Annotated in this window: 15 protein-coding genes, 2 other RNA genes and 1 pseudogene; 5 read left to right on the plus strand and 13 right to left on the minus strand. The window is 52.5% G+C overall.

What is annotated here, in order from left to right; all coding sequences use genetic code 11:
* Positions 1 to 100: 100 nt before the first annotated feature.
* Positions 101 to 1,801, minus strand: a complete 1,701-nt coding sequence (locus IB246_RS16745; RefSeq protein WP_008037751.1) for a putative bifunctional diguanylate cyclase/phosphodiesterase — start codon at positions 1,799 to 1,801, stop codon at positions 101 to 103.
* A gap of 416 nt (positions 1,802 to 2,217) precedes the next feature.
* On the opposite strand from IB246_RS16745, the gene IB246_RS16750 reads away from it, so the two are divergent.
* Positions 2,218 to 2,532: a helix-turn-helix domain-containing protein gene (locus IB246_RS16750; protein ID WP_008028568.1), complete on the plus strand. Its 315-nt coding sequence runs from the start codon at positions 2,218 to 2,220 to the stop codon at positions 2,530 to 2,532.
* Between the two features lie 183 nt (positions 2,533 to 2,715).
* On the opposite strand, the gene ffs (IB246_RS16755) is transcribed toward IB246_RS16750, so the two are convergent.
* An RNA gene (gene ffs / locus IB246_RS16755) (signal recognition particle sRNA small type) lies at positions 2,716 to 2,812 on the minus strand.
* Positions 2,813 to 2,938: 126 nt separating this feature from the next.
* Here ffs (IB246_RS16755) and IB246_RS16760 point away from each other — a divergent pair.
* Both IB246_RS16760 and IB246_RS16765 read left to right on the plus strand, forming a co-directional pair.
* Positions 2,939 to 4,252, plus strand: coding sequence for a site-specific integrase (locus tag IB246_RS16760; RefSeq protein WP_192230070.1), 1,314 nt, complete (start codon positions 2,939 to 2,941; stop codon positions 4,250 to 4,252).
* Positions 4,253 to 4,682: 430 nt separating this feature from the next.
* Positions 4,683 to 6,176, plus strand: a complete 1,494-nt coding sequence (locus IB246_RS16765) for a DEAD/DEAH box helicase (protein ID WP_192230072.1) — start codon at positions 4,683 to 4,685, stop codon at positions 6,174 to 6,176.
* A 550-nt stretch (positions 6,177 to 6,726) separates the two neighbouring features.
* Here the strand turns inward: IB246_RS16765 and IB246_RS28710 are convergent.
* Positions 6,727 to 7,011 (minus strand): annotated as a pseudogene (locus tag IB246_RS28710) (TonB family protein); the annotation flags it as partial.
* Positions 7,012 to 7,922: 911 nt separating this feature from the next.
* On the minus strand, positions 7,923 to 8,147 hold the full coding sequence (locus IB246_RS16775; RefSeq protein ID WP_192230076.1) for a hypothetical protein: 225 nt from the start codon (positions 8,145 to 8,147) through the stop codon (positions 7,923 to 7,925).
* 179 nt (positions 8,148 to 8,326) lie between these two features.
* Between IB246_RS16775 and IB246_RS16780 the strand changes: the two genes are divergently transcribed.
* On the plus strand, positions 8,327 to 8,647 hold the full coding sequence (locus tag IB246_RS16780) for a helix-turn-helix domain-containing protein (RefSeq protein ID WP_225609092.1): 321 nt from the start codon (positions 8,327 to 8,329) through the stop codon (positions 8,645 to 8,647).
* Positions 8,648 to 8,890: 243 nt separating this feature from the next.
* Here IB246_RS16780 and IB246_RS16785 read toward each other — a convergent pair whose 3' ends face one another.
* On the minus strand, positions 8,891 to 9,388 hold the full coding sequence (locus IB246_RS16785; RefSeq protein ID WP_192230080.1) for a hypothetical protein: 498 nt from the start codon (positions 9,386 to 9,388) through the stop codon (positions 8,891 to 8,893).
* Between the two features lie 469 nt (positions 9,389 to 9,857).
* Here IB246_RS16785 and IB246_RS16790 point away from each other — a divergent pair, with 469 nt between their 5' ends.
* A complete protein-coding gene (locus IB246_RS16790; RefSeq protein ID WP_192230099.1) occupies positions 9,858 to 10,439 on the plus strand; it encodes a recombinase family protein in 582 nt (193 codons plus the stop codon).
* 220 nt (positions 10,440 to 10,659) lie between these two features.
* On the opposite strand, the gene drt3b is transcribed toward IB246_RS16790, so the two are convergent.
* The 8 genes from drt3b to IB246_RS16830 form a co-directional block, all read right to left on the minus strand.
* Positions 10,660 to 12,639 carry an antiviral reverse transcriptase Drt3b gene (drt3b, locus tag IB246_RS16795; RefSeq protein ID WP_192230082.1) on the minus strand — a complete coding sequence of 660 codons (1,980 nt, stop codon included), beginning with the start codon at positions 12,637 to 12,639 and terminating at the stop codon, positions 10,660 to 10,662.
* Entirely contained in the window at positions 12,636 to 13,901 is a 1,266-nt protein-coding gene (gene drt3a / locus IB246_RS16800; RefSeq protein WP_192230084.1) for an antiviral reverse transcriptase Drt3a, read from the minus strand. The genes drt3b and drt3a overlap by 4 nt, the downstream gene beginning before the upstream one ends.
* A gap of 696 nt (positions 13,902 to 14,597) precedes the next feature.
* An RNA gene (gene ffs / locus IB246_RS16805) (signal recognition particle sRNA small type) lies at positions 14,598 to 14,694 on the minus strand.
* Positions 14,695 to 14,831: 137 nt separating this feature from the next.
* Positions 14,832 to 15,998 carry a putative zinc-binding metallopeptidase gene (locus IB246_RS16810; protein ID WP_008037752.1) on the minus strand — a complete coding sequence of 389 codons (1,167 nt, stop codon included), beginning with the start codon at positions 15,996 to 15,998 and terminating at the stop codon, positions 14,832 to 14,834.
* 172 nt (positions 15,999 to 16,170) lie between these two features.
* On the minus strand, positions 16,171 to 18,528 hold the full coding sequence (gene ligA / locus IB246_RS16815) for an NAD-dependent DNA ligase LigA (protein ID WP_008037753.1): 2,358 nt from the start codon (positions 18,526 to 18,528) through the stop codon (positions 16,171 to 16,173).
* 178 nt (positions 18,529 to 18,706) lie between these two features.
* Positions 18,707 to 19,561 (minus strand): cell division protein ZipA, encoded by an 855-nt coding sequence (gene zipA / locus IB246_RS16820; protein WP_008027358.1) that lies wholly within the window; start codon positions 19,559 to 19,561, stop codon positions 18,707 to 18,709.
* Between the two features lie 258 nt (positions 19,562 to 19,819).
* Complete coding sequence (smc, locus tag IB246_RS16825) at positions 19,820 to 23,308, minus strand: chromosome segregation protein SMC (protein ID WP_008037755.1); 3,489 nt, start codon at positions 23,306 to 23,308, stop codon at positions 19,820 to 19,822.
* Positions 23,309 to 23,310: 2 nt separating this feature from the next.
* Positions 23,311 to 23,970, minus strand: coding sequence for a GntR family transcriptional regulator (locus IB246_RS16830; RefSeq protein ID WP_008037757.1), 660 nt, complete (start codon positions 23,968 to 23,970; stop codon positions 23,311 to 23,313).
* Positions 23,971 to 24,213: the final 243 nt, after the last annotated feature.

Genomic DNA, 24,213 nt, shown 5'->3' on the forward strand with positions numbered 1-24,213 from the left:
TGCTCGCGATTGCGTACTTTCAGCCAGCACTTGCGTGATAGACACACCGTCATCGCGAGCAGGCTCGCTCCCACATTTGATCTTCATAGGTCTGACAGCCTCAGGCTGTTTGATCGAGCGCTCGCCATTGCGCCGGCGCGACAAAACCTTCGACCCAGCCCGGCACATCAACCGCCGGCATCGGCCGGGCGATGAAATAACCCTGGGCAACGTCGCACCCCAACTGCATCAACAGCTCGCCATGCTCGATACTTTCCAGCCCTTCGGCGATCACTTGTCGGCCAAACGCGCGGGCCAGGCCAATCACTGCGGTGGTGAGGGCCAAGTCGTCGCGGTCATGCAGAATGTCGCGGATAAACGACTTGTCGATCTTGATGGTCTGGGTGCGCAAGCGCTTGAGGTAGTTCAAGGACGAATAACCGGTGCCGAAGTCGCCCAGTGAAAACTGCACGCCGAGCGCCTGACAGGCCTGTAGACAGGCGCTGACATGCTGGATGTTTTCTATCGCCACCGACTCGACGATTTCCAGATCGAGCATCTGCGGCGCGACCCGGGCATGCCGGGCGAGCACCTGCCTGAGCCGGTCGACGAAATCCGCTCGCTGAAAATGCCGGGCGGCGATGTTGACGCTGATCGGCCAGCCCTGCCCCGCTTGCTGCCAACGGTCCAACTGCATCAACACCTGATCCATCACCCATTCACCGATATCGATGATCAGGTCCGTCTCCTCCACCATCGGCAAAAACTCTCGGGCCGGCACCATGCCATTTTGCGGATGCTCCCAACGCAAGAGCGCCTCGAAGCCGACGACGATACCGCGACGCATGTTCACTTTTGGCTGGAAATGCACACGCAGCTCGCCGGCGGCCAACGCCTGCCGAACCCGTTCGACGGTCTGGTGAGTGGCCTTGACCTCTCGATCCCGGAACACGTCGAATAAATGAAAGCGATTGCGCCCGCTCTGCTTGGCCACGTACATCGCCTGATCGGCGTGACGCAGCAAAGTTTCGGCATCTTGATTGTCATCGGGGAACAGGGTGACGCCGATGCTGGCAAATACATTCAGGGTCTTGCCCCGCAGCTGGTACGGCGCCGAAATCGCACCCAGCACACGGTTCAGTGCCGCGCGCAGCTCCGGCACATCACGCACGTAGCGCAACACCAGCACGAACTCGTCACCGGCCAGCCGCGCCACCACATCCTCGCCGCGAACAATGTCGCGCAAACGCTTGGCCACCTCCACCAGCAACAGATCGCCACTGGCATGCCCGTAGCCGTCGTTGACCGCCTTGAAGCCGTCGAGGTCGAGCATGCACACCGCCAGCGGGATGTTTTCCTCACGCGAGAACGCCAGCGCCTGATCCAGCAGGTCCGAGAGAAACGCGCGATTGGGCAGCCCGGTCAGCACGTCATGGCCGACCCGCCATTGCAGGGAATGCAGCAGTTGGCGTTTTTCGCTGATGTCGAAACGGATCGCCAGGTAACGATGAATCCGCCCGGTGGCGTCATCCAGCAGCGGCACCAACGTACTTTCTACCCAATACAGGCTGCCATTCTTGGCGCGATTGCAGATCTCGCCCTTCCAGACATTGCCCAGCGCAATGGTGCGCCACATGCCGGCGAAGAAATCGGCAGAGTGCAGGCCGGAATTGAGCAGGCGATGGTTCTGCCCGAGCAGTTCTTCGCGGCTGTAACCGGAGACGGCGCAGAACTGATCGTTGACGTAGGTAATCCGGCCGGTCAGATCGGTCTCGGAAAAAATTGCGGCGGCGTCCACGGCCCTGCGGTATTTCTCATCCATGAGTCAGGCTCACTGTCGCTAGCGGTGGTACCGCTCGACCAGCGCAAAATGCCCGGAAGAGATGTTTTGATTCGTACTGCGCAGAGCCACGTGATCACTCCAGGAACAGCGATTGATGGCCCTTTGGCCGCCGAAGATCAACTAGGCTCAAAGACCCGGACAAAGGGCAGCAACAACGATTTCGATAACATTTTGCAAGGCTTCAGGGAGGCTTCGGCACTCCACATATTGTTCAAGGGAGCACCGTACTGGCTCTTTCGCATCAGCCAAACTTACGCAAACAGGTCACAAAATACCCTTTGGAGGAGGCAATTCTACGAAATGCATCACATTTTGCAAAGCAAGGTGATGGATCATGCAGTTGTCTAATGCAAAAATCTATCGTTAAGTTCTTGATTCTAAATGGGAATTGAGCGATGCAAATTTCAAGTTTGGGTTCAGCCATTCGGCGTTACCGCAAGGTCGCGGGGCTTACTCAGGCTGAACTCGGCGAAAAAACCGGTTTTGACCCGAAAACCATCAGCCGTTTTGAAACCGGCACCTACACCCCCAGCGTGGAAGCCCTGTTCCTGCTTGCCGGCGTGCTGGGGGTGAAACTGAAAGCCTTCTTCGCAGATTTGGGCGATGAGGATGAACAGCGGGCGTACCTGTTCGGAGTCATCCACAAAGCCACCCCGAAGGATCTGGGAAAGCTGATTGCAGCGGTTGACCAGGCCATGTCCAAGCCTTAGTGGCAGAAATGAAAAAAGGAGGCCGACTTGTCGTGATTCGACAGGTCGGCCTCCTTTTTTGCGCCTGCTTTCAAAACGGAAACGACGAAAAATCCGCCCTGGACGAAATCCATGGCAGAGCAACAAGACGGTATTTTTTGATGAAAAACGCGAGAGAAGGCTCGCGGTGCGTTATGGAGGCAACCCCACCAGCCACACCCCGGCACACAATGTTCCCGCTGTGGCTGCTTCCTTCCGGATCTGACCAGGTTCACGGGTAATCGTTGCGGGGGGACCGATGGGGTCAAGGTTTCAGGCCTTGGAGGTTGCAGGATATCTACCGTGCGGACTCGCAGCACGGACAGTCAAAACTCTGGGGTGTAGCCAGCATTGTCACACTTTGCTGTAACACTTTGGTGTCACACCCATGGCCTACCTGATCAAACGCGAAGCCGTCTATTACCTGAATCTTAAGCTACCCAAGCACCTCTTCCCGAGGTGTCACACTTTACGCTTGAGCCTGAACATCCGACAGCGGCAGAGCGCCCTGTTCCTCGCCGCTTCGATCGCCCAGCAAGTCCACAGTCACTTGAAAGAACATCCCATGGCAGACCTTCAAACTCTCCGTGCGTTGTGTTCCCAGTGGCGAGACTCCGCCCCCTTGCCAACCATCCAGCCTGCTACAAACAAGCCACGAACGGCTACGGTAAAGCAGAACAGCAACGGCCCTACCCTCGCCACTTTGTCCAAGCTCTATATAGAAGAAGGGAAACGTGGCGGCACATGGCGGGAAGTCAGCACCTTCGAGGTGGAACGTGCCATTCGGGATTTGTTCGATCTGATTGGCGACATGCCTGTTTCAGCCTTCGACGCAGGACAAGCACGTACGCTCAAGGACCGGCTGAGTCGGTGCCCGCAATACTTCGGGCTCTTGCCGAAGTTCAAGGGCAAGACGTTGGGGCAGGTGGTCGATTCAAACATCACATACAAAACCATCAGCGCCGTAACGGTGAACAACCGACTCCGAAAGCTTTCTGCTTTTTTTAACTGGTGCAAGGTCAACGGTTACACCAGTGAAAATCCGTTGGCTGGTCTTCGGGTCATGACCGGTGCTGCGAAAGATGCACGGATTTCGTTCGATCAAGATGACTTAGTCAAGCTGTTAAACCTGAAAACATTGACATTTGAAGCACGAAAGCATTCGTGGCGCTACTGGCTCCCTTTGCTAGGTCGTACTACAGGGGCAAGACTTGAAGAATTGTGTCAGCTTCATGTCGATGACTTTATTCTGCAACAAGGTATTCACTGCATCCGTATTGATGACAACCGTGAAGATCAGAAACTAAAGAATTCCAGTAGCCGCCGCGTGCTACCGATCCATCCCGCGCTGATTGCACTCGGACTACTTAACCATATCCAGGCTATTCGCAGCAGTGGTGCCACTCGTCTTTTTTCAGAACTGGAACCGACGCGCGGCAAATTAGGGCATGCCCCAAGCAAATGGTTCGGTCGATACAAAACGAAGCTGGGCATTACCGACTCCAGAAAGACCTTCCACAGCTTCCGCCACACGCTCATTGATGAAATGCGGGATGCTGGGGTACAGGACTCTCTAATTAAACGCATAGCAGGTCATGAAGACAGCTCAGTCACTTTTGGCATCTACGGAAGCCGCACCCCGATGAACGCCATGATGGACGCAATGAAACATATTGAACTGCCCATATCCCAATTCAGCTGAGCGATCAATCCAACCCATAAAATAACGACAACGGAATGCCACAGCCCATTCGAACTAAAAATTTTAACAAGGACATATTCATGAAGGTCCAGCCATACGCAGTCTTGTTAACTAGAACCACACACCCACAACATGAAAATTTTTTCAATTGGATAATGCAATAAAATAATTTTATAAAATAAGGCTTTGGATACTTTCAAAGCCTTCCCCCTCGGTAAATTTGATACAACCCGAGCGCATAATATAAAGGGCAGCCCATTGATAGGCGTCGACATTTGACACAATGAATTTGACGCTTGATGGAATTACAAAAAATTTATTGATAAGTGTAAATTACAGCCCGTAAAACATTCATCCTAGTCAATGTTTATTGAGGCCGAAAATCATGCGAAGATGATGGCAAGCAATAACGCTTTCGATCGAATTCATGATGAACAAAATTATCAACATCGCTTTAGCTCGTCCCGGAACAGGAAAAACCACCAACGCGTGTCAGATCATTCCCCAGTGGATGGCCTCGGGCAACCGGGTATTATTTGTGGTGCCGACAATGGCTCTTGCAGATGACGTTTGCAGTAAGTTACTTGGCTTGGGACTTAAGCCTTTGAAAGTTGATAGTCGCAATGGTATTGCCGCGATTGCAACGCTGAATCAGAGCCTTGATCCGGCGGAGCTTAACAATTTAATAGTATGCCAGCATGCATCGTTTCACCAGTGCAAAGCCAAACATCTTAGCAATTGGACGGTGATTGTTGATGAGTTGCCTTCGCCTGTAAGGCCGCAAGCTATGAAGGTCAAACAATCCCAGCTGGCATCATTACAGCACCTTGATATTGATTTGTCCGGCAGCGTAACAATCAAATCAGGTTGCAGAAAAAAAGTGGAAGATGAGCTGCGTTTATTTAATGCCAATTCAGATGGGTCAGGTCCGACCTCGTTGCTGTCGAAGGATGCCCTTCAAATATACGAAGCAACGCTTGCTGGCCATAACGTTTTTATTTCTAGTGACGATGATTCAAAGTATGGCGTAGTGTTCTTTGCTGATGAAGCTGGTTTCTTCGATCGATTCAAACACTGCCGCGAAGTACATTTACTTACTGCTACATGGACCGGATCGCTTTTTGAATGGTTCGCAAACGCCCATGGCTTTAACAACCGAAAATCAATCCTGACCCCAAGCAAACCACCGAAACACAAAAATAAAGTAACAGTTTATCCTATGCTTACTTCGGATCAATGTAGCAAATCGGTTTTGAACGCTACATTCAAACCAAAAAATGAAATTGAGCAGGCAAACGCAGGAAAACGCAACATTCAAATTATCGCTGATTCTGCTTCTCATATCGTCGGCCCTGATCGTGAATGCTTGGTATTCGTACAAGATTGGGCAATACTCGACTACCAAAACAACTTGATTAAATGCCCTATGGATAGCCGTGGTCTAAATGATTGGTTATACGTATCGAACGTGTTGTGTATGTTTCACGGAAACCATGTCACTACCGCTACAAAATGCTTGCAGTACTTATCAGAAAAATACAATAAGTCTTATGAATCATTGCGTGAAGCATGGAAGCAAACGTACCTGTTCGACGCAACGCTCCAAAACGTATACCGTTGTTCGTTGCGGGATAATACATCCATCGCAGATGTAAACCTGTATGTTCAAACATACGAGGTCGCCGAATATTTGGTGGCTATGTACCTGGATGATGCGACCATCGATATGAAATACGCCCGAACGTATAGGCAGCATGAGACCCCAGGACCCAAACCGGAAGACCGGAAGATCGAAGCAATGCGTTTGCTGGCATCTGGTTTGAAGCCTGCCATCGTGGCGTTGACGACGGAAATCTCCGTGAGGAAGATATACAACTACAATAAAACGGTAAAAAAGCTTGTTTCGGCTAGCAGGACATCATAATTAGTTCGGCGATTCAAAAAATTAGTTAATTCTCTTATGTACTTTAAGGGAATAGACTAAAATTAAAGTCCTAGAACGTATATTCGCATAGCGAATAATTCGGAAGCGTAGCGGACGAATTCATTCACCATACATTACGGTTGAGGTCTAAATGACGATGTACGATCCCTTGCGATGCAAGGGATACTCCGCTTCGCGTCGGACTTTCTTTATTCGAGCAATATCTTCTACCGCCTTTCTAGCAGCGTTTCAGCAGCAGTTAAGCCTGTACAAGACCATCAGGCTTCGGCTAGGGCTTGATCGAAACTAAAACGCCACTGGGTTACCCCAAAGCAGTTTCGGGCTCCAAAACGCTGTATAGACGCTCACAGGACATGCTGCGCATTGCATGCTGTTCCAGATAGCTGATCTTTGATAACTCGAACTGTTGAAGGATCAGCTGCGCTTAATTACCGTGAAAGCCGATCCAAACCATAGGATTCACAGGCCCCGTGTTCCATCTCATCAACACATACAAAGCCTAGATAATTAAAAAAATGCAACGCGGTTGTCACAAAGACAAATCGTTTGGCGTAAATCTCATCTTGAATGACCGATACCGGTTGATATCCGACGGTTTCATTGTTTGCATTTCCGTTAAACGACCAATATTTTTGACGGCCGCAACAGCGGATTTATCAAATGGTGTATCACCACTGGTGCTGACCACACTGACCGATGTAACTGTACCGTCCGGTGTCATGCTGATTTCCAATTCAACTACCATTTCTTTCTTTGTAGATGGTGGTCGGGCCCAGCCTTCTGCGGATCGCGCCTTAATCAGTTCATCAAAGTTATCAGTTAAATTAGGATAGTCTGGTTTGACAGGGTTAGGGCTTGGTTGTATTGCTATCTGGTTAACCCGCTTTTTGTGCAGGTTCAATCTGGTAATAATCATGGTTCCGTATATGTCTGTACCGATAACCCGAACCAACTGTCCTTGGAGCTTTCGCCCGTTGAAGTCACCTTCCTCTTGCTCTACGGCAATCAGCGTCGGCCCATTACTTTCTCGGATGTAACACAGGTCGTCACCGCACATTCTGATGGTGAACTCTTTGTCGAGTTCAAACGCCTTGTTTTTGAACCAGTTCAACCCCTTGTCTTGATTGCTCGTAAAAGCATTTGAAAGTCCCCCTGCGTATTTAACGCCGTTAGCGTTTTCCAGCGCTTTCAAGTCGGATTGATTCAATGCCTGTCCGAAGGTAACCGCTGGCAAAAAGGCCAAGACCAAAATAGCATTTCGCATAATTTTTCCGTCGTTAAAGTTGGAAGATGTCCTTTCTTTCAGTGGGGTCAACCACCGTCAGGTAACAGCCCTGCTGACAACCATAAGCATCTAGTGCTATGTGTTGCATACCGAAAAAAGTATTTGGTTATTGATACGCATCGTAGGGGTCATTTTTTGTGTATAAACCACGCAAGCCCCATCACAATTGCCACCCAGACAGCGGCTATCAATGACCACTTCAACGCGGATAGAAATCCTGCACCGCTTGCAGCACCAAATCTAAAGCCTATCCCCCAACGCCACCACTTGTTCCCCGCATAAGCCACTGGTGGGGCCACCAGCAAGAATGCCCAAAGCATTTGGTCAGATGTGTCACTGCCAGTTGGACTAGCGGATACAGCATTGGCGGTGGTTGCAATGGCTACGATTGCCAGCCAACACCGCCGTCTAAACATGTACAAGCAGTTCATCCTTGAAAGTCAGTTGCTGGCGTTGGTCTGGGCACGTATACGCTGCAAGGTTGATGGAATGCCGCAAAGGAACATGATCAACGCCAGTAGAATCATCACCGAGCCCACGACGACGCCAATTCCAAGGGCTTGCCGTATATTCCAGACGACTTCGAATTCAAGGGCACACACGCCCGCTAGACTGGCTAGCGGCATGCTCAAAGCAGCCAAAAAAAGCCCAAAGTACAATTTCATTTCCGTTTCCCTGTGGTGCGCTTGATTTGCATGCCAATCATGATGGCAAATGGCAACACAAAATATCATCTAATGATATATTTTCAATAATTACTATCTTTCAGTGTCCTTCATGGCGACGGTTTCCGGTGTGAGCATCCTGCTTTTGATTTGGATTGTTTATGACTCGGGATGCGTCCATGGTTCTCGGCCAACGGATCAGGGCATTACGAAAGGCTTTGGGGTTGACCCAGGCACAGCTTGCAGAATCGCTGGACTACGAACCGATGACCATAAGTAGGTTTGAACGTGGTGAGTATTCGCCGGGATTTGATGCGTTGCATCAGCTTGCAAAGGCATTGGGTGTTTCGCTGGCGTCACTTCTTCAATTTGAAGCCAAAGAACCATTGGGTGCTGGCGAGCTTCGGCATCAGCTTTGCGACATCATTTATGAAACCGAAGACCCAAAAGTACTGATGGGCATGCTCAAAGCGATTCGAAAGGCTAAGGGCGACGGATGATTGTCACGGGCATAGGTCACAAAGTGAGCCCCTACAAGCCAGCCCTTTGCGGACACCCGATAAACTTAACACCCTGCTGACTGTTGGCGCTGATCGAGGGCACCCACACCTTGCCGATTGAAATTGGACCCAGGGCGGATGCTGATTTTGCATCAGCAGTGTGGTCGTGATACGGAGCGTGGATACCCTACCGCAGGCAGTCATGCAGCAGGACATCTCCCCGACGATAGTCTGTCTTTAGTGTCATGAATACGCGACGTTGAAAAGCGTTGCATTTCCTTTTTCTTTGACACTGATTATGTTGATTTTATCGCCCGCCAGAACTTCCTTGATCTCTTCAAGGACGTTGCCATCTATGCCAGTCGCATCCGCTTCGTAGGTCAGGGAGAAACCTTCCGGGTCTTGGGTTTTCTTAGTCTCGACCAAGGATTTTATCTCGCTTACGACCCGCTGGTTCAGCGTTTTCCGATTGATTATCTTTTCAAAGTCCATTGCTTGAACCATCTCTGTCGGTAGGATCATCCAGACTGGATAGCCTGTGGAGATGGGACTGCCTTTGGTTACCTTGTTGGTTTTTTTATCGGTGTGTCCATTCCAGCGAAAGCCGTGCGCGTCCCTACCGTCCCACTCCAACTTCGCGAGGGAGAAGGACCCTGCGCCACCGTCATACAAAATTTCCAGGTTTTTTACGCTTCCGCGTGGGCTTAAGACGGTTTTCGGGTCGGTGTATGAGGTTTCCATTATCTCTATCCTTGGCATAAATAAAATAATTACGTAACTACATTAGCATAGCTACGTTAATGATCAAGGATGCTCAATATTTTTTCGTTTTGGACGCACCGAGCGCGGCTGAAGGGCAGATCGCAGCAGGATGCCCCCCCTTTTTCGTGGCTTTGAAGCGAACAAGACGATTTGAGTCGAATCGGGTCGTCGCATCCAGATCTGCTTTGGGCGTTCTTTGCTGGTCGTCACTACGACATCCTGGGTGGTCAATAGGAGCGCAGATGAGTGGCTGCATCGGACGTAATATCGCATCGTTACCGCGCCACCCAGAGAACGACCAAATTGCAGAATGTAAAGTAGAGCATCACTAAACGACCGATTTAGGATGCCAACCAAACCCTAGAGAAGGCAGTATCATAAATATAGGGCTTGACACTGATACCAGCAATGACATGATACCTACATGTTTAATGATACCGGAACCATCATGTCCAGAACCTTCGCGTATGTCCGAGTCAGCACCCATGACCAAACAACCCAAAATCAGGTTTTGGAGATTCAATCCGCAGGCTTTAGCATTCAGCCACAACGATTGGTGTCCGAGACAATCAGCGGCTCTGTAGCCACGTCAGAACGCCCGGTATTTCAAAAGCTACTTGAACGTATGGAATCAGGTGATGTGCTTGTGGTGAGCAAATTGGATCGCTTAGGTCGCAATGCGATGGACGTTCGTCAGACAGTTGAACAACTAGCTGAAAACGACGTTAGGGTTCATTGCCTGGCCTTAGGTGGTGTAGACCTTACTAGCCCAGCAGGAAAAATGACGATGCAAGTTCTTTCAGCAGTTGCCGAATTCGAACGTGATCTATTGATTGAAAGAACACAAGCGGGATTGGCACGAGCCAAATCAGAGGGCAAGAAGCTTGGCCGCCCAGCCGCACTGGAAACAACCAAAATGGTGCAAGAACTGAAAACACAGAAGTTCAGTCAATCACAAGTGGCGATGAAACTAGGATTGGGTATCGCGACGGTTAAACGACACTGGAAAAAATGCAGTCAGCAAATTTGATGCTGCCCTATACATATACGTGTAAAAATAGTGCAAGGTGCCCTGTCAGTATAGTGTGTGCGGATAAACCGCCGTCCCAATATATGCAAACGATGCTCCAGCTCGGCCTATTGAAGAACCATCCCAGGCTCTTTGACCAAACTCTGCCGGAGCGTTCTGACAGTATCGTAGCCACTGCCATCAAGCTAAAAGGTACACCTTGCAAACCAATACTAAATCGTTAGTAACTTTTCAGCAACTCTTTTTTCTCTAGCAACGTCATCAGCTCGGCACCATTCCAAGATATAAACCAGGGAAATTTTCCAAGATTCGTTCTAGCTCCATCTATCTCAATCTTCGTAGGTTGACGCTTCTTAACTTGCTTCAGCAATCTCTCAACTAAAGTTTCTTTCAACCTATCCGGGACGTGAGGACAAGTGAATACATCCATCAGCAAATGGACTTTTTCGGAATTCTGTCTGATATCATCAAGCTCCAAAAGCTTCTTTTTTATATTCTTAATGACATATTCCTTAATTTGGGGGTACATGTTCGACGAGCCAATATAATACAACAGCGTGACAATTTCAAAGTATGTAAGATCACGCCCCTCCGACACGTCGACGACAGCCTTCAATGTTTCCCTTGGCAAGCTAAAATCATCACCAAGCTCCTTCAATGAAATCAGAAGATTCAAAGCCTCTAACAAAGCATAGTCTTTATTAGGCTTCATCTTGATGAAGTCGCTACTTTTGAAAAATTCGTTTCCAAGGATGTATATCAGACTTCTAATCGAATTTGACTCCTCTGATATGTGAGCATCAAAGAATGAACAAGCCAGATTCGTAGCCATGCAAATTTTAACAGACCCCTTATGACTTGGACTAACGGTATAAAAATGAAACATCAGCTCAATTACAATATGAAAAAAATCCTCGTACTTACCTTTGTTTTCGGAGTCATCAAAAACACGACCAATATTTTCGTCTGTAACTTTAACTAAAAGATTACAAAGCGCAGATATCACATACCCACATGCTAAATCATATGCATCAGGGTCATTAATGCATGAAGACTTAACATCATTCAAAAAACTGACCTTTAGTTTATTCCGATTAAACACCCTCTTAGGAATGAAACCTTTTGCATCTTCGCCCACTTTTTGACCAACCAAACTATCAGTAAGCCTCGCCAGTGAAGCCTTCACACTTCGTAACGACTTAGTTTTTTGAGTAACAAACGGCCTAGCCGCCTTAACCGTTTTGCTAGTATTTAGATTAAGCTTGTACTCTTTAAAACAAGAAGCAACAACCTTTGATATTTTTGAAGAGTCTGCCTCGCTAGTTGTGAATATAAAAATGTCATCCACATACCGCTTAATTACATATGAATCCCCACAAACAAAATCCATAGCACTTAGTTTTTTCTCAATATCCAGGTCGACTTCCTGAAAAATTATTTCGGCAAACACCCTGCTTGTTTCAGGACCGATAACAATACCCGCCGTCTCATTATAATTACAGGCCTGCATAAGCCGGTCAAGAATGCTACCAAAAGAGTTTTTCACCCTAGCATTACTTTTCGAATACACCTTCGTCTTCAAAGCCCAAGTAATAGAATGAGTATATATACTGTCGAAACACTTCGAAATATCAAGAGACCAGAATGATGAAAACCGTTGTTCCAGACGAATAAACTCCTGCGAATCGAAAAATTTGTAAAGCCTGGTATATCCATTATACGAAAAGTAAGAAGAGAGAAATCGATGTCTAGATTCATCACCTAGACCAGCAACATTTTCTGAACGGTATTTATTGATGTTTTGCCTAGGATTCTTAACATAATACTTGCTTGCTATCCTAGATGGAGCACGAATGCTGAACACACTCTTTCTACACTCCAACAATATTTGTTGATCGAAGGCCTGATAAAAGTCAACAAATCTTATCTGCGCACATGGGTGCAACAAAGATAATGTTCGGAAAGAGTCTTCATCCTTCCGGATTTTGTAGATAAGCGGAATTGAGTATTCAGAATGATCATAATCAGTAAACAGATATTTTATTACATCAGCAACGTCGCTCTTCCCATCTTTAAACTTTCTAACATGCCAATAAAAACCCAAATTACTAAACAACACCGGAACTTCATATGGACAAGTTTCTGTAAGAAGAACTCGTGCAAAATCTTCTTTCCTTACCCTACGTAGATTCCCTTTCATTTCCGCCAGCACTCCTTGATCGTCTTCAAAACTTGATAAGTAAATGAATGAAAACGCGCACCAACAAATCCGGAAACAAAACTATATCCCGCCAATTGTCGACGTTGCTGAAGCGTTAAGCTCCTGCATATTCTTTGAGACAATGAATGGGTTTTAGAAAAAAGCAGCCCATGTAAAAATCCATCAAGCCCGCTCAAAGTACATCGATGAGCAAAGTTCTTATGAACGTAATTATAGTATATTCCCGTCTTTATATTGATCCCAGAAATCGGATCAGTAATATAGTAATTTCCTGCCAGAGCCATTACCCGAAATTTAAGAATAGCGTAGTCATCCTGACCTTTGGCACTTGCCATATAACTGCAAAAAGAATTAATCAATCTAGATTTAATTTTCTCAACCTTAGATGACGACAGATCAATCAACAACTTTCTTCTTTTAAATCCACACTTAAAATCCGACTCGTTACGACTGAATACTTTGAATTCATATCCCAAGAAATCAAATGACTGAAACTCATTGCGACCAACATCATCTCTTGACCTTGGAATAGCCAAGTAATTTCTCTTGCCACCACCATGAAACTCCAGCCCCTGAAACAAACACTCGGACAATTCTTTTTCAAATACAGCTCGCGGGATATTTGCAGAAGTAATGATCAGAATATCATCTACAAATCTACCGTAATAGAACACCTCAGGCATGTGCCTTATCTTGGCATCGAACTCACTTAGAGCCAATTCTGATAATGCTGAACTTACACCCAACCCACGCGGTAGACCTTGAATATCCCAAACTTCAAAAGCTTCAAACAGCTCTGAAACCAACCGCAAAGTTTGCCAAGAACACTTTGCATCACTTATAAGCTTTTGCAACACCAGCTTTCTATCAACATTCTCATAAAAATTCTTGATATCGAAACGGTACACATCATAGGCACCACCTTCTTTCAGCAAAGATATAGCATTAGCTATAACCGTTTGTCGATCAGACTGCTTTATCTTGTAATTAACCTTTATGTTTTTTGCAACTAGACGTGATATCAACTCAGATTGCAAACCCGTAAAAACATACCCTTTCTTACTTGCAATCAGGACCGGGCGCAGAGCGTTATGAAATGCCGTTTTATTTTTAATTTTTTCCAAAGATACTTTTACGGCGGATAGACGAGATTCAGTATCAAGCAGTGACTTGTCTGCCAGAATATCTTTGTAACCTACACATCGAAGAAGGTTTTTTTGCGTGTATGGGATTTCTATCATTTGCCATCCTTGGTCAAGGCCAAGATCACGGAGTTCCTGTCGAGCCTTTCGAAAGCACTGACCCTCAATGTCAAAACAATATCACACCATAAGTGCATCGCCCATGATGCCAGCGCATTTCGAATTGGACAGGACGGCGTTTAGACGAAACATCTACAGATCAATTGGATATGTTCAACGCCGCTACTGAGTCGGCGCGTATACGCCCTAACGAAGCCAGAGCGGAAATGCTGCATGGAAATGGGGGGGCGGGACCACTACACGCTGCCAGAACGGCCTAAAGGGGCTTATGGGTCCCCTTTTGATGGATAATTCCAAACTAAAAAATTGGAATCAAAAATTTTCCAGCACCTAAAATTTCCACTGGCAAATTTTACTTACAATCGCCACGTACAATGCAAAAACAAAAAAGCCCCGTAGACCTTGATCTACGGGGCTTTCATTTGTATGGCGGGTAGCTTGGAACCTGAACCATGCGCACCATCGAAAGCACGATAAAACCTATCCACTCCCCTCGCTCAACCACAGATTTAAGCAATGACAATGCGGCCTAAACGGCTTTGATGGCGAGAGATAAATGATCAAGGTAAGATCGCCAGCAAGGTGCACCACTTAGGTGTACCTATACGCTGTCACACTTCGAGATTTTTTACTGATAAATCCTTGAAAAATCAAGGACTTAGAGATAGGTGGTGAACCCACCAGCCACACCCCGGCACACAATGTTCCCGCTGTGGCTGCTTCCTTCCGGATCTGACCAGGTTCACGGGTAATCGTTGCGGGGGGACCGATGGGGTCACCATAACGACGCTCACCTGACGGCGAGCCGCGCCATTGTACCTATCTGAGGCGAAGTTACAACCGTTCGGACGGATTAAAAAATATGAGCGGCTTCAAGGACATGCGCAGTCCTGAAAAGAGCGCAGGCGCCTACAGGTCCTGCACCACTTCATCCGCCCTGCCGCCCTCCTGCTGGATCACCAGATGAATGAAGTGCAACTTGGCAATCACCGCCGGCGGCAATACGAACGGGTAGAAATCCGGCTGGCCCATGCTGCGCGACAGTTCGTTGAGCATGCCGGCGAGTTCGATCCACGCATTGACGAATGACAGGAACGCCGCGCCGCCGGGATGCTGCGGATCATAGAGGGTGCTGGACGGGAATGGCTGGTAGTCGAAATCCATTTCCCGCGCACTCATGCCGAAGCCGAGGGCGGTGTCCACCGCGTCCATCATGTGCAGGTAATGCGCCCAGGTTTCGGCCCAGTCTTCCCAGGGATGCATGGTGGCGTAGGCGCTGACGAAATGTTGCTGCCAGTCGAGCGGCGCGCCTTGCTGGTAATGCCGGTCGAGCGCCTCGGCGTAACTCGCGCGCTCGTCGCCGAACACACCACGAAATGGCTCCAGCCACTGGCTGTTGGCGATCAGCCGGTCCCAATAATAATGCCCGACCTCATGACGGAAGTGGCCGAGCAACGTGCGATACGGTTCGTGCATCTGCACCCGCACCTGCTCGCGGTGCGCGTCGTCGGCTTCTTTGATATCGAGGGTGATCAGGCCGTTGGCATGGCCCGTGGTCGGTGGCTTGCCTTCGAGGTCGACGCCAATGAAATCGAAGGCCAGCCCGCTCTCTTCGTCCACGGTTTTGGGGATGACCTGCAAACCCAGGCTGACCAGTTGCGCGACCAGCCGACGCTTGGCGATTTCGACCTTGCGCCAGCGGTCGTGATTCTCGGGAAGCGATAAATCAGGAATGGTGTGATTCAGGCTACAGGCGATGCACAAGGTTTCGTGATTGTTGGCCGGCAATAGCCAGTTGCAGGCGGCCGGGGTGTCTAGATTGGCGCAGCGCCGGAAGATACCCGCGCCGGGGTCGGCATCGAGAATCCAGGTGTCGGCTTGCGAAGCGGGCTGTAACGACGATAAGCGACTCAGTTCAGGCTGATAGCCCAAGGCCGCCGAACAGGCCAGGCACTGACTGTTGCGAAAGAACAGCGACTGCCCGCAGCGACAATGCCAGACCTTACTGTTGCGCGAGCTTTCGCCAATGAAAGGCGCGGCGATGCGTGAACTGAGCTGTTCGAAGAAGCGGTGCATGGCGATCTCTCCCTGGGCTTGCCAAGACTAGATCATGATTGGTTGTCGATCGTTCCCGGATTTTGCGTGATGGCGAATATCGCCTTCGCGAGCAGGCTCGCTCCTACAGGTAACCGCGTTCTTCCAGTAGGAATGCGGTCAAATGTGGGAGCGAGCCTGCTCGCGATTGGCATCAAACAGAAATACCGTGTGTACTCAAAAACGCGACAAACGCCTCTTCATCCAGCACCTTCAACCCCAGCTCATTGGCCTTGGCCAACTTCGAACCGGCACCCGGCCCGGCCACCACGCAATGGGTCTTGGCCGACACCGAACCGGCCACTTTGGCGCCGAGGCTTTCCAGTTTGTCCTTGGCAACATCGCGGCTCATCAATTCCAGCGAGCCGGTCAGCACCCAGGTCTGCCCTGCCAGCGGCAAGCCTTCGACGACCTTCTTCTCGCTCTGCCAATGCATGCCGAAATCGCGCAGCTGCTTTTCAGCGGCTTCAGCGATCTGACGATTTTCGGCGACGGCAAAGAACTCGCGAACCGAATTGGCCTGTTTCTCTGGCAAGGCCTGGCGCATGTCCAGCCAGTCAGCAGCAAACACACCTTCCAGCGAACCGAATTTTTCCGCCAGCTTCTGCGCCCCGCCCGGCCCGACCGAAGGAATGTGCAGCTTGTCGAGGAAACCGCCCAGCGTGGTACTCGCCGCAAACTCGGCGCCCAACTCGCCCTGATCCTGAATCTGCAGGCCATGCTTGAGCAGATCGGCGATCACCTGCTGGTTATGCGCATCTTCGAAGAAGCTGTGAATCTCGTGAGCCACTTCCAGGCCGACATCCGGCAAGTACGTGAGCACTTGCGGCAACGCCTGCTGAACCCGCTCCAGCGAGCCGAGGGAGCGTGCCAGCACCTTGGCCGTCTCTTCGCCGACATCGGGAATGCCGAGGGCGTAGATGAAGCGCGCCAGGCCCGGCTTTTTGCTGTCTTCGATGGCGCTGAGCAGGTTCTTGCTCGACAGCTCGGCAAAGCCTTCGAGATCGACGATTTGCTCGAACGTCAGGGCGTACAGATCGGCCGGCGAACTCACCAGACCTTCATCCACCAACTGCTCGACGCTCTTCTCGCCCAAACCTTCGATGTCCATGGCTCGACGGGAAACGAAGTGAATGATCGCCTGCTTGAGTTGCGCACCGCAGGCCAGGCGACCGACACAGCGATACACCGCGCCCTCGCTGATGGTCTCGCGACCCTTGCTGCGCTTGACCAATTGTGTGCGTTCGACATGCGAACCGCAGACCGGGCACTGTTCAGGGATCTGCACTGGCCGTGCGTTTTCCGGGCGGCGCTCCATGACCACTTGCACCACCTGCGGAATCACGTCACCCGCGCGGCGGATGATCACGGTGTCGCCGATCATCAGCCCCAGACGCGCCACTTCGTCCATGTTGTGCAGCGTCGCGTTGGCCACGGTGACGCCCGCCACCTTGACCGGCTTCAAGCGCGCCACCGGCGTTACGGCACCGGTTCGCCCGACCTGGAATTCCACGTCGAGCAATTCGGTGAGTTCTTCCATCGCCGGGAATTTATGGGCAATCGCCCAGCGCGGTTCGCGGGCGCGGAAGCCCAATTCACGTTGGGAGGCGATGCTGTTGACCTTGAACACCACACCGTCGATTTCATAGGCCAGACTGTTGCGACGCTCACCGATGTCGCGGTAGTAATCCAGGCATTCATCGATGCCGTGTGCCAGTTTCAGCTCGCGACTGATCGGCATGCCCCATGCCTGAAGCTGCTTCAGATTGCCGATGTGGGTGTCGGCAATCTCCGCCGAAACCTGGCCGGTGCCGTAGCAGCAGAATTCCAGCGGACGGTTGGCAGTGATCTTCGAATCCAGCTGCCGCAAGCTGCCCGCCGCCGCATTGCGCGGGTTGGCGAAGGTCTTGCCGCCGACTTCCAGTTGCGTGGCGTTGAGCCGTTCGAAACCGGCCTTGGACATGAACACTTCGCCGCGCACTTCCAGGGTCGCCGGCCAGCCGGTGCCTTGCAGCTTGAGCGGAATATTACGCACGGTGCGTACGTTGACACTGATGTCTTCACCGGTGGTGCCGTCACCGCGCGTTGCGCCGCGCACCAGCACACCGTCCTGATAAAGCAGGCTGACCGCCAGGCCATCGAGCTTCGGTTCGCAGCTGTACTCCACCGCCGCCCCGCCGCCAAACAAGTCACCGGCTGGCAGGTCGAGGCCTTCAGTCACCCGACGATCGAACTCGCGCATGTCGGTTTCTTCGAAGGCGTTGCCGAGGCTGAGCATCGGCACTTCGTGACGCACCTGGGTGAACGCCGACAGCGCCGCGCTGCCGACGCGCTGGGTTGGCGAGTCGCTGGTGATGAGGTCAGGGTTGGCTGTTTCGAGGGCCTTGAGCTCATGGAACAACCGGTCGTACTCGGCGTCCGGAATGCTCGGCTCGTCCATCACGTGGTAGCGATAGTTGTGCTGATCCAACTCAGCGCGCAGCTCTAGAATGCGGGTTTTGGCGGCGGTCATGGGTGTTCTCTCATAAAGCAAAAGAGCAGCCGAGGCTGCTCAATCTGTAAATACGGCGGTGATTTAGTTGTAGGAGCCAGGCTTGCCGGCGAAGGCGTATTTGAAATCGCCTTCGCCGGCAAGCCTGGCTCCTACAAGGTGCGGGAGTCGCGTCATGAACGCCCGCACATTGCCAATATCAGCGCTTCTGGGTCAGGGCGCGGCGTTCGAATTCGACGATGCGCTGACGGTAATGCTCGATCGTCTGCGCGGTCAGTACGCTGCGCTGGTCGTCTTTCAGTTCGCCGTTCAGCTCCTGGGACAGTTTGCGCGCCGCAGCCACCATCACGTCGAAGGCCTGCTTCGGATGACGCGGGCCTGGCAGGCCGAGGAAGAAGCTCACGGCCGGTGTGCTGAAGTGGTCGATGTCGTCCAGATCGAAGACGCCCGGCTTGACCGCATTGGCCATGGAGAACAGGACTTCGCCGTTGCCAGCCATGCTTTCGTGGCGGTGGAAAATGTCCATCTCGCCGAAGCGCAAGCCGCTTTCCAGAATGTTCTGCAACAGCGCCGGGCCTTTGAAGCCAGCGGCGTCGCGGCAGATCACGCTGATCACCAGCACTTCTTCGGCTTGCGGTTGTTCCTTGTCGCTGACCGAAGGCGAAGACTTGGCGTCAACCGGGAAATCGTCGTCACGGCTGCTGAAGCTCGGGCCGCCGTCCAGGTCCAGGCTGAGGTTCATATCGCCTTGCGACGGCTCGCCATGGCCACGCTTGCCGCGCTTGGAACCCGACTCACGGGGCTCACGGGCAGGCATGCTCACCGACGGCAGATCGTGCTCGTCCAGCTGCGGTTCTTTGTGGGTATCCAGAACGCGCGGCGGGCCCAACAGCTCGGCGCTGGTGTCCTCGTCCGGCAAATTGGACAGACTTCGATCAAGACGGAACTTCAGTTTTCCCTTGCCGCCGCGCATACGGCGCCAGCCATCGAAAAGAATACCGGCAATGACAATAATGCCGATGACGATCAGCCACTCGCGCAGACCGATTTCCATGTAATCCCGTGCCTCTATAAAAAATGCTGAAAAATAAGGGGTTTACAACTCGTAAACCGCTTTAAAACGTGGCGCCAACTCTATGTTCTGACAGGCGTTTTGCCCACGTATACGAAAAATTGACATTAAACTAGCACGACCAAAGGCAACTTTACACCGTCTGTCACAATGGCTTGCGCGAATATGTCGATTGGCCAGCAAGTCAAGGAAGGTAAATAAGTCCTACGGACAAAAAATACTCAACCTACAGACGTCGACTCAGGCATCCACCATCGCCATCGCCTCCTCGACATCCACTGCCACCAGACGCGAGCAACCCGGTTCGTGCATCGTCACCCCCATCAATTGATCGGCCATTTCCATGGCGATCTTGTTGTGGGTGATATAGATGAACTGCACCGTCTGCGACATCTCTTTCACCAGCCGGGCGTAGCGTCCAACGTTAGCGTCATCCAGCGGCGCGTCAACTTCATCGAGCATGCAGAACGGCGCCGGATTCAACTTGAAGATCGCAAAAACCAGAGCCAATGCGGTCAGGGCTTTTTCGCCACCGGAGAGCAAATGGATGGTGCTGTTCTTCTTTCCGGGCGGCTGCGCCATGATCGTCACCCCTGTATCGAGTAGATCTTCGCCCGTCAGTTCCAAATACGCGCGTCCTCCACCGAAAACTTTTGGGAAAAGCGCCTGTAAACCGCCATTGATCTGATCAAAGGTATCCTTGAAGCGGTTGCGTGTTTCCTTGTCGATCTTGCGGATCACGTTCTCGAGGGTGTCCAGCGCTTCGACCAGATCGTCGTTCTGCGCATCCAGATAACGTTTACGCTCGGATTGTTGCTGATATTCGTCGATGGCCGCGAGATTGATCGCGCCGAGGCGCTGAATGCGTGCGGCAATGCGTTCGAGTTCCTCTTCGGCGTCCTTCTCGCTGGCTTCGGTCGTCAGCGTGGCGAGTACGCCGTGCAGGTCGTAACCGTCTTCCAGCAACTGATCTTCCAGGGTCTTGCGGCGCACGGTCAGGGCTTGCCATTCCATGCGCTGGGTTTCCATCTGGCCACGAATCAACTGCGATTGCTGCTCGGCCTGGTGGCGGCGTTTTTCGGCGTCACGCAATTCGCGGTCGGCGTCTTCGAGGGCAATCTGTGCGGTCTTGAGTTCTTCGTCGACGGTCATGCGCTTGTCGAGCAACTCTTCCAGCTTCAGGCGCAGCTCTTCCAGCGGCGCCTCGCCCTCCTCCAGATTGAGGCTGAGCTGTTCGCGTTTTTCGGTGAGGCGCTCGGACTGCATTTCCAGCCGTTCCAGCGCCTGACGCGTCGAGTCGTGTTGCGCCTTGAGCGAACCCAGACGCACCGCCAATTGATGCGCGTGATCCTTGTGCTGCCGGGCTTCCTGACGCACGCGATCAAGGCGCTCGCGCAAGCTGTCGCGCTGGGCCAGCAGCAGCTCACGCTGCTCGGTGTCCAACGCCATGGCGTCGAGAGCTTCCTGCAATTGCAGACGTGCTTCGCCGATGTTTTCGTGTTCCAGCGCGCGCTGCTCGGCCAGTTCGGTGAGCTCTTCATCGAGCCGCGTACGGCGCAAGGTCAGTTGCTCGACCTTGGCTTTGCCGGCGGACAACTGGGCTTTCAATTCACCTTGCTGACGCGCTTCGTCCTGCAGCAAACGGCGCAAATGTTCGCGACCGTTTTCCTGCTGACGCTGCTGCGCCCGCAGATTCTGAAGTTGGGTTTCGAGGGTTTCGACCGTGGCTTCACGCTCTTCGCGCTCAACGCTCAGTCGCTGGATTTCCTGACCGCGAGCCAGCACGCCACTTTCCGCTTCGCTGGCGCGGCGCACCCGTAAAAAGTGCCGGCCGACCCAGTATCCATCGCGGCTGATCAGGCTCTGACCGGCGCTCAACTGACTGCGCAATGCCAAGGCCTGTTCGAGGTTTTCAACCGGCTTGACCTGCCCCAGCCACGGCGACAGATCGATCTGCGCCTCGACCTTGTCGAGCAAGCTGCCTGGCACACGCACGCCATCGCTGGCGGGGCTGAGCAATCGCAAATCGCCTTGGGCAAAACCGGCCAGATCGAAACCGCCGAAATCGTCCACCAGCACCGCTTGCAGATCGGCGCCGAGCACGGTTTCCACCGCCAGCTCCCAGCCGGCTTCAACCTTGAGGCCTTCGGCCAGGCGTGGACGGTCCGCCAAGTGTTGCTCGCGCAGCCATTCAGCGGTGCCGGTGCCCGGGTCGAGCGCGGCTTGCTGCAAGGCTTCAAGCGAAGCGAGACGCCCGTTGAGACGCTGCAAATCGCCCTGCGCCTGTTGCTGCGCTGACAACGCTTGCTGCAATTCCTGACGCAGTTGCTCAAGTCGCTCGACCTGCGCTTCTTCACTGGCCTGCAAGTCTTCGAGCGTGGCCTCGGAAGCGGCCAACTGCTCGCTGAGCTCCATGATCGCCGCGTCTTCCGGGTCCGCCGAAAGCAAGGCGCGTTCTTCGCCGAGGCGCTTCTGACGATCAGCCAAACGCTCCATGCTGGTTTCCAGCTGCTGGATGCGTGACTGCTGGACTTCGGACTGGCGACGCGGTTCGGCGGCGGTCAGGTTGAACGTGTCCCACTGCTCCTGCCAGCCGTGCATGGTGGTTTCGGATTCTTCCAGCGCAGCGGCGGCTTCTTCGGCGGCGGCGCTGGTGACTTCCTGCTCCGGCGTGAGCATGTCCAGCTCTTCGCCGAGGGTCAGCAGCAACGTGCGGTCGTGGCCCAGATGCGACTCGGTTTCCAGGCGTGCGCGCTCGGCTTCTTTCAGATCGTCTTGCAGCTGACGCAGGCGCTGCTGCCCGTGCTGGATGCTCTGCTCGACCCGGGCGATGTCGCCACCGACCGAATAGAAACGCCCCTGCACCAGATTGAAGCGCTCCGACAGGTCATGGTGCCCGTCGCGAAAGCGTTCGATGCTCGCGTCGGCGTTGCGTTGCTCGGCCACCAGCGCTTCGAACGTGACTTCCTGGGTGCCAATGATCGCTTCGCGCTGGCCGACCTGTTCGTTCAAGGCTTGCCAGCGCAGGGCCGACAGTTGGGCCTTGAGTTGACGCTCCTCGCCCTTGTATTCCTGATACTTCTTGGCCGCCTCGGCCTGGCGGTGCAAGCGTTCAAGCTGACGCGTCAGCTCTTCGCGCAGGTCCGTCAGGCGCTCCAGGTTTTCGTGGGTGCGACGAATGCGGTTTTCGGTCTCGCGCCGGCGCTCCTTGTACTTGGAGATGCCCGCCGCTTCTTCAATGAAGTTGCGCAAGTCTTCGGGCTTGGACTCGATCAGCTTGGAGATCATCCCCTGCTCGATGATCGAGTAGCTGCGCGGGCCCAGGCCGGTACCGAGGAAGATGTCGGTGATATCGCGGCGACGGCACTTGGTGCCGTTGAGGTAATAGGTGGTCTGGCTGTCGCGGGTCACTTTGCGGCGAATGGAAATTTCCGCATAGGCGGCGTATTCGCCAAGCAGGGTGCCGTCGGTGTTGTCGAACACCAGCTCGATGCTGGCCTGGCTCACCGGTTTACGGCTGGTCGAACCGTTGAAGATGACGTCGGTCATCGACTCGCCGCGCAAGTTCTTGGCCGAGCTCTCGCCCATCACCCAGCGCACGGCGTCGATGATGTTCGATTTGCCGCAGCCATTGGGCCCGACCACCGCCGCCATGTTACTGGGGAAGTTCACCGTGGTCGGATCGACGAAGGATTTGAACCCCGCCAGCTTGATGCACTTGAGCCGCACGCTTAAGCGTCCGTCAGGGCAGAAATCACCAGATCGCAACTGCGCTGGCAATACGCGGTCAGCACGGTGCGAATCAGCGCATGGTCACGGGCGATCACGGCCGCGAGCAAGCGTTCGAACAGTTCCAGATACTCGCTCATCGAGGCCTTGCGCTGCTCCAGGGCGAGGAAGTACGCACGGCTCATGGCCGGTTGCAGATTCTCGACGGTTTCCTGCAAGTACGGGTTGTTGGCAAACCCGTACGTGGCGCGCATCACATTGAAACTGTCGTCGACGAAGGCATGGATGTCCTGGCGCTCGTAGCTCGCGGTCAGGCGCTGCTGGATCTGCACGAACGGCGCCAGGTCGGCCTGGACTTGCCAGCCAGTGGCCACGGCATTGGCGAGCAGGATGTACATCTCGCCCATCAGCGCGCACAGGCTCTGCACCTTGTGGGCGGTGAGTTCGGTCACATGCGCGCCGCGTCGCGGCAGGATCGCGATCAGGTGGCGACGCTCGAGGATCAGCAAGGCTTCGCGGACCGAGCCGCGGCTGACATTGAGGGCCAGCGTGACCTTCTGTTCCTGGATGCGCTCCCCGGGCTTCATTTCGCCACGAATGATGCGTTCGGCGAGGTGGTGAGCAATTTGCTCGGCGAGGCTGTCCGGCGCCTTGAACGTCATGGGTGTCCTTCAAATTCTTCGATCTGTACAAGCGGCGCAGTGTAGCGCACATGAGGGGTCATGGCGGAGTGCCCACTCGGCGGTTTTTGGCACGAATCCCGCAAAAAGCAGGCTAACCCGCAAGGGTCAATAATGAAGGAACGAGTCGTTGATCGACAAAATGCTATTTCCTGACCTTTAAGTCAGAAAATCATTGACCGCAAAGTCAGACCTGATAAATTCGGTCCAAGTCGGTTAACAACA

It is taken from the genome of Pseudomonas sp. PDM01 (genome assembly GCF_014852325.1).
Classification (GTDB): Bacteria; Pseudomonadota; Gammaproteobacteria; order Pseudomonadales; family Pseudomonadaceae; genus Aquipseudomonas; species Aquipseudomonas migulae.

What these genes read in the sequence shown, in the direction of transcription:
- IB246_RS16775 (WP_192230076.1), bottom strand. Translation starts at nt 8,147, where the DNA reads ATGAAATTGTACTTTGGGCTTTTTTTGGCTGCTTTGAGCATGCCGCTA.
- IB246_RS16750 (WP_008028568.1), top strand. Translation starts at nt 2,218, where the DNA reads ATGCAAATTTCAAGTTTGGGTTCAGCCATTCGGCGTTACCGCAAGGTC.
- IB246_RS16785 (WP_192230080.1), bottom strand. Translation starts at nt 9,388, where the DNA reads ATGGAAACCTCATACACCGACCCGAAAACCGTCTTAAGCCCACGCGGA.
- IB246_RS16790 (WP_192230099.1), top strand. Translation starts at nt 9,858, where the DNA reads ATGTCCAGAACCTTCGCGTATGTCCGAGTCAGCACCCATGACCAAACA.
- IB246_RS16780 (WP_225609092.1), top strand. Translation starts at nt 8,327, where the DNA reads ATGGTTCTCGGCCAACGGATCAGGGCATTACGAAAGGCTTTGGGGTTG.
- IB246_RS16745 (WP_008037751.1), bottom strand. Translation starts at nt 1,801, where the DNA reads ATGGATGAGAAATACCGCAGGGCCGTGGACGCCGCCGCAATTTTTTCC.
- IB246_RS16830 (WP_008037757.1), bottom strand. Translation starts at nt 23,970, where the DNA reads ATGACGTTCAAGGCGCCGGACAGCCTCGCCGAGCAAATTGCTCACCAC.
- drt3a (WP_192230084.1), bottom strand. Translation starts at nt 13,901, where the DNA reads ATGATAGAAATCCCATACACGCAAAAAAACCTTCTTCGATGTGTAGGT.
- ligA (WP_008037753.1), bottom strand. Translation starts at nt 18,528, where the DNA reads ATGACCGCCGCCAAAACCCGCATTCTAGAGCTGCGCGCTGAGTTGGAT.
- IB246_RS16765 (WP_192230072.1), top strand. Translation starts at nt 4,683, where the DNA reads ATGAACAAAATTATCAACATCGCTTTAGCTCGTCCCGGAACAGGAAAA.
- IB246_RS16760 (WP_192230070.1), top strand. Translation starts at nt 2,939, where the DNA reads ATGGCCTACCTGATCAAACGCGAAGCCGTCTATTACCTGAATCTTAAG.
- drt3b (WP_192230082.1), bottom strand. Translation starts at nt 12,639, where the DNA reads ATGAAAGGGAATCTACGTAGGGTAAGGAAAGAAGATTTTGCACGAGTT.
- IB246_RS16810 (WP_008037752.1), bottom strand. Translation starts at nt 15,998, where the DNA reads ATGCACCGCTTCTTCGAACAGCTCAGTTCACGCATCGCCGCGCCTTTC.
- zipA (WP_008027358.1), bottom strand. Translation starts at nt 19,561, where the DNA reads ATGGAAATCGGTCTGCGCGAGTGGCTGATCGTCATCGGCATTATTGTC.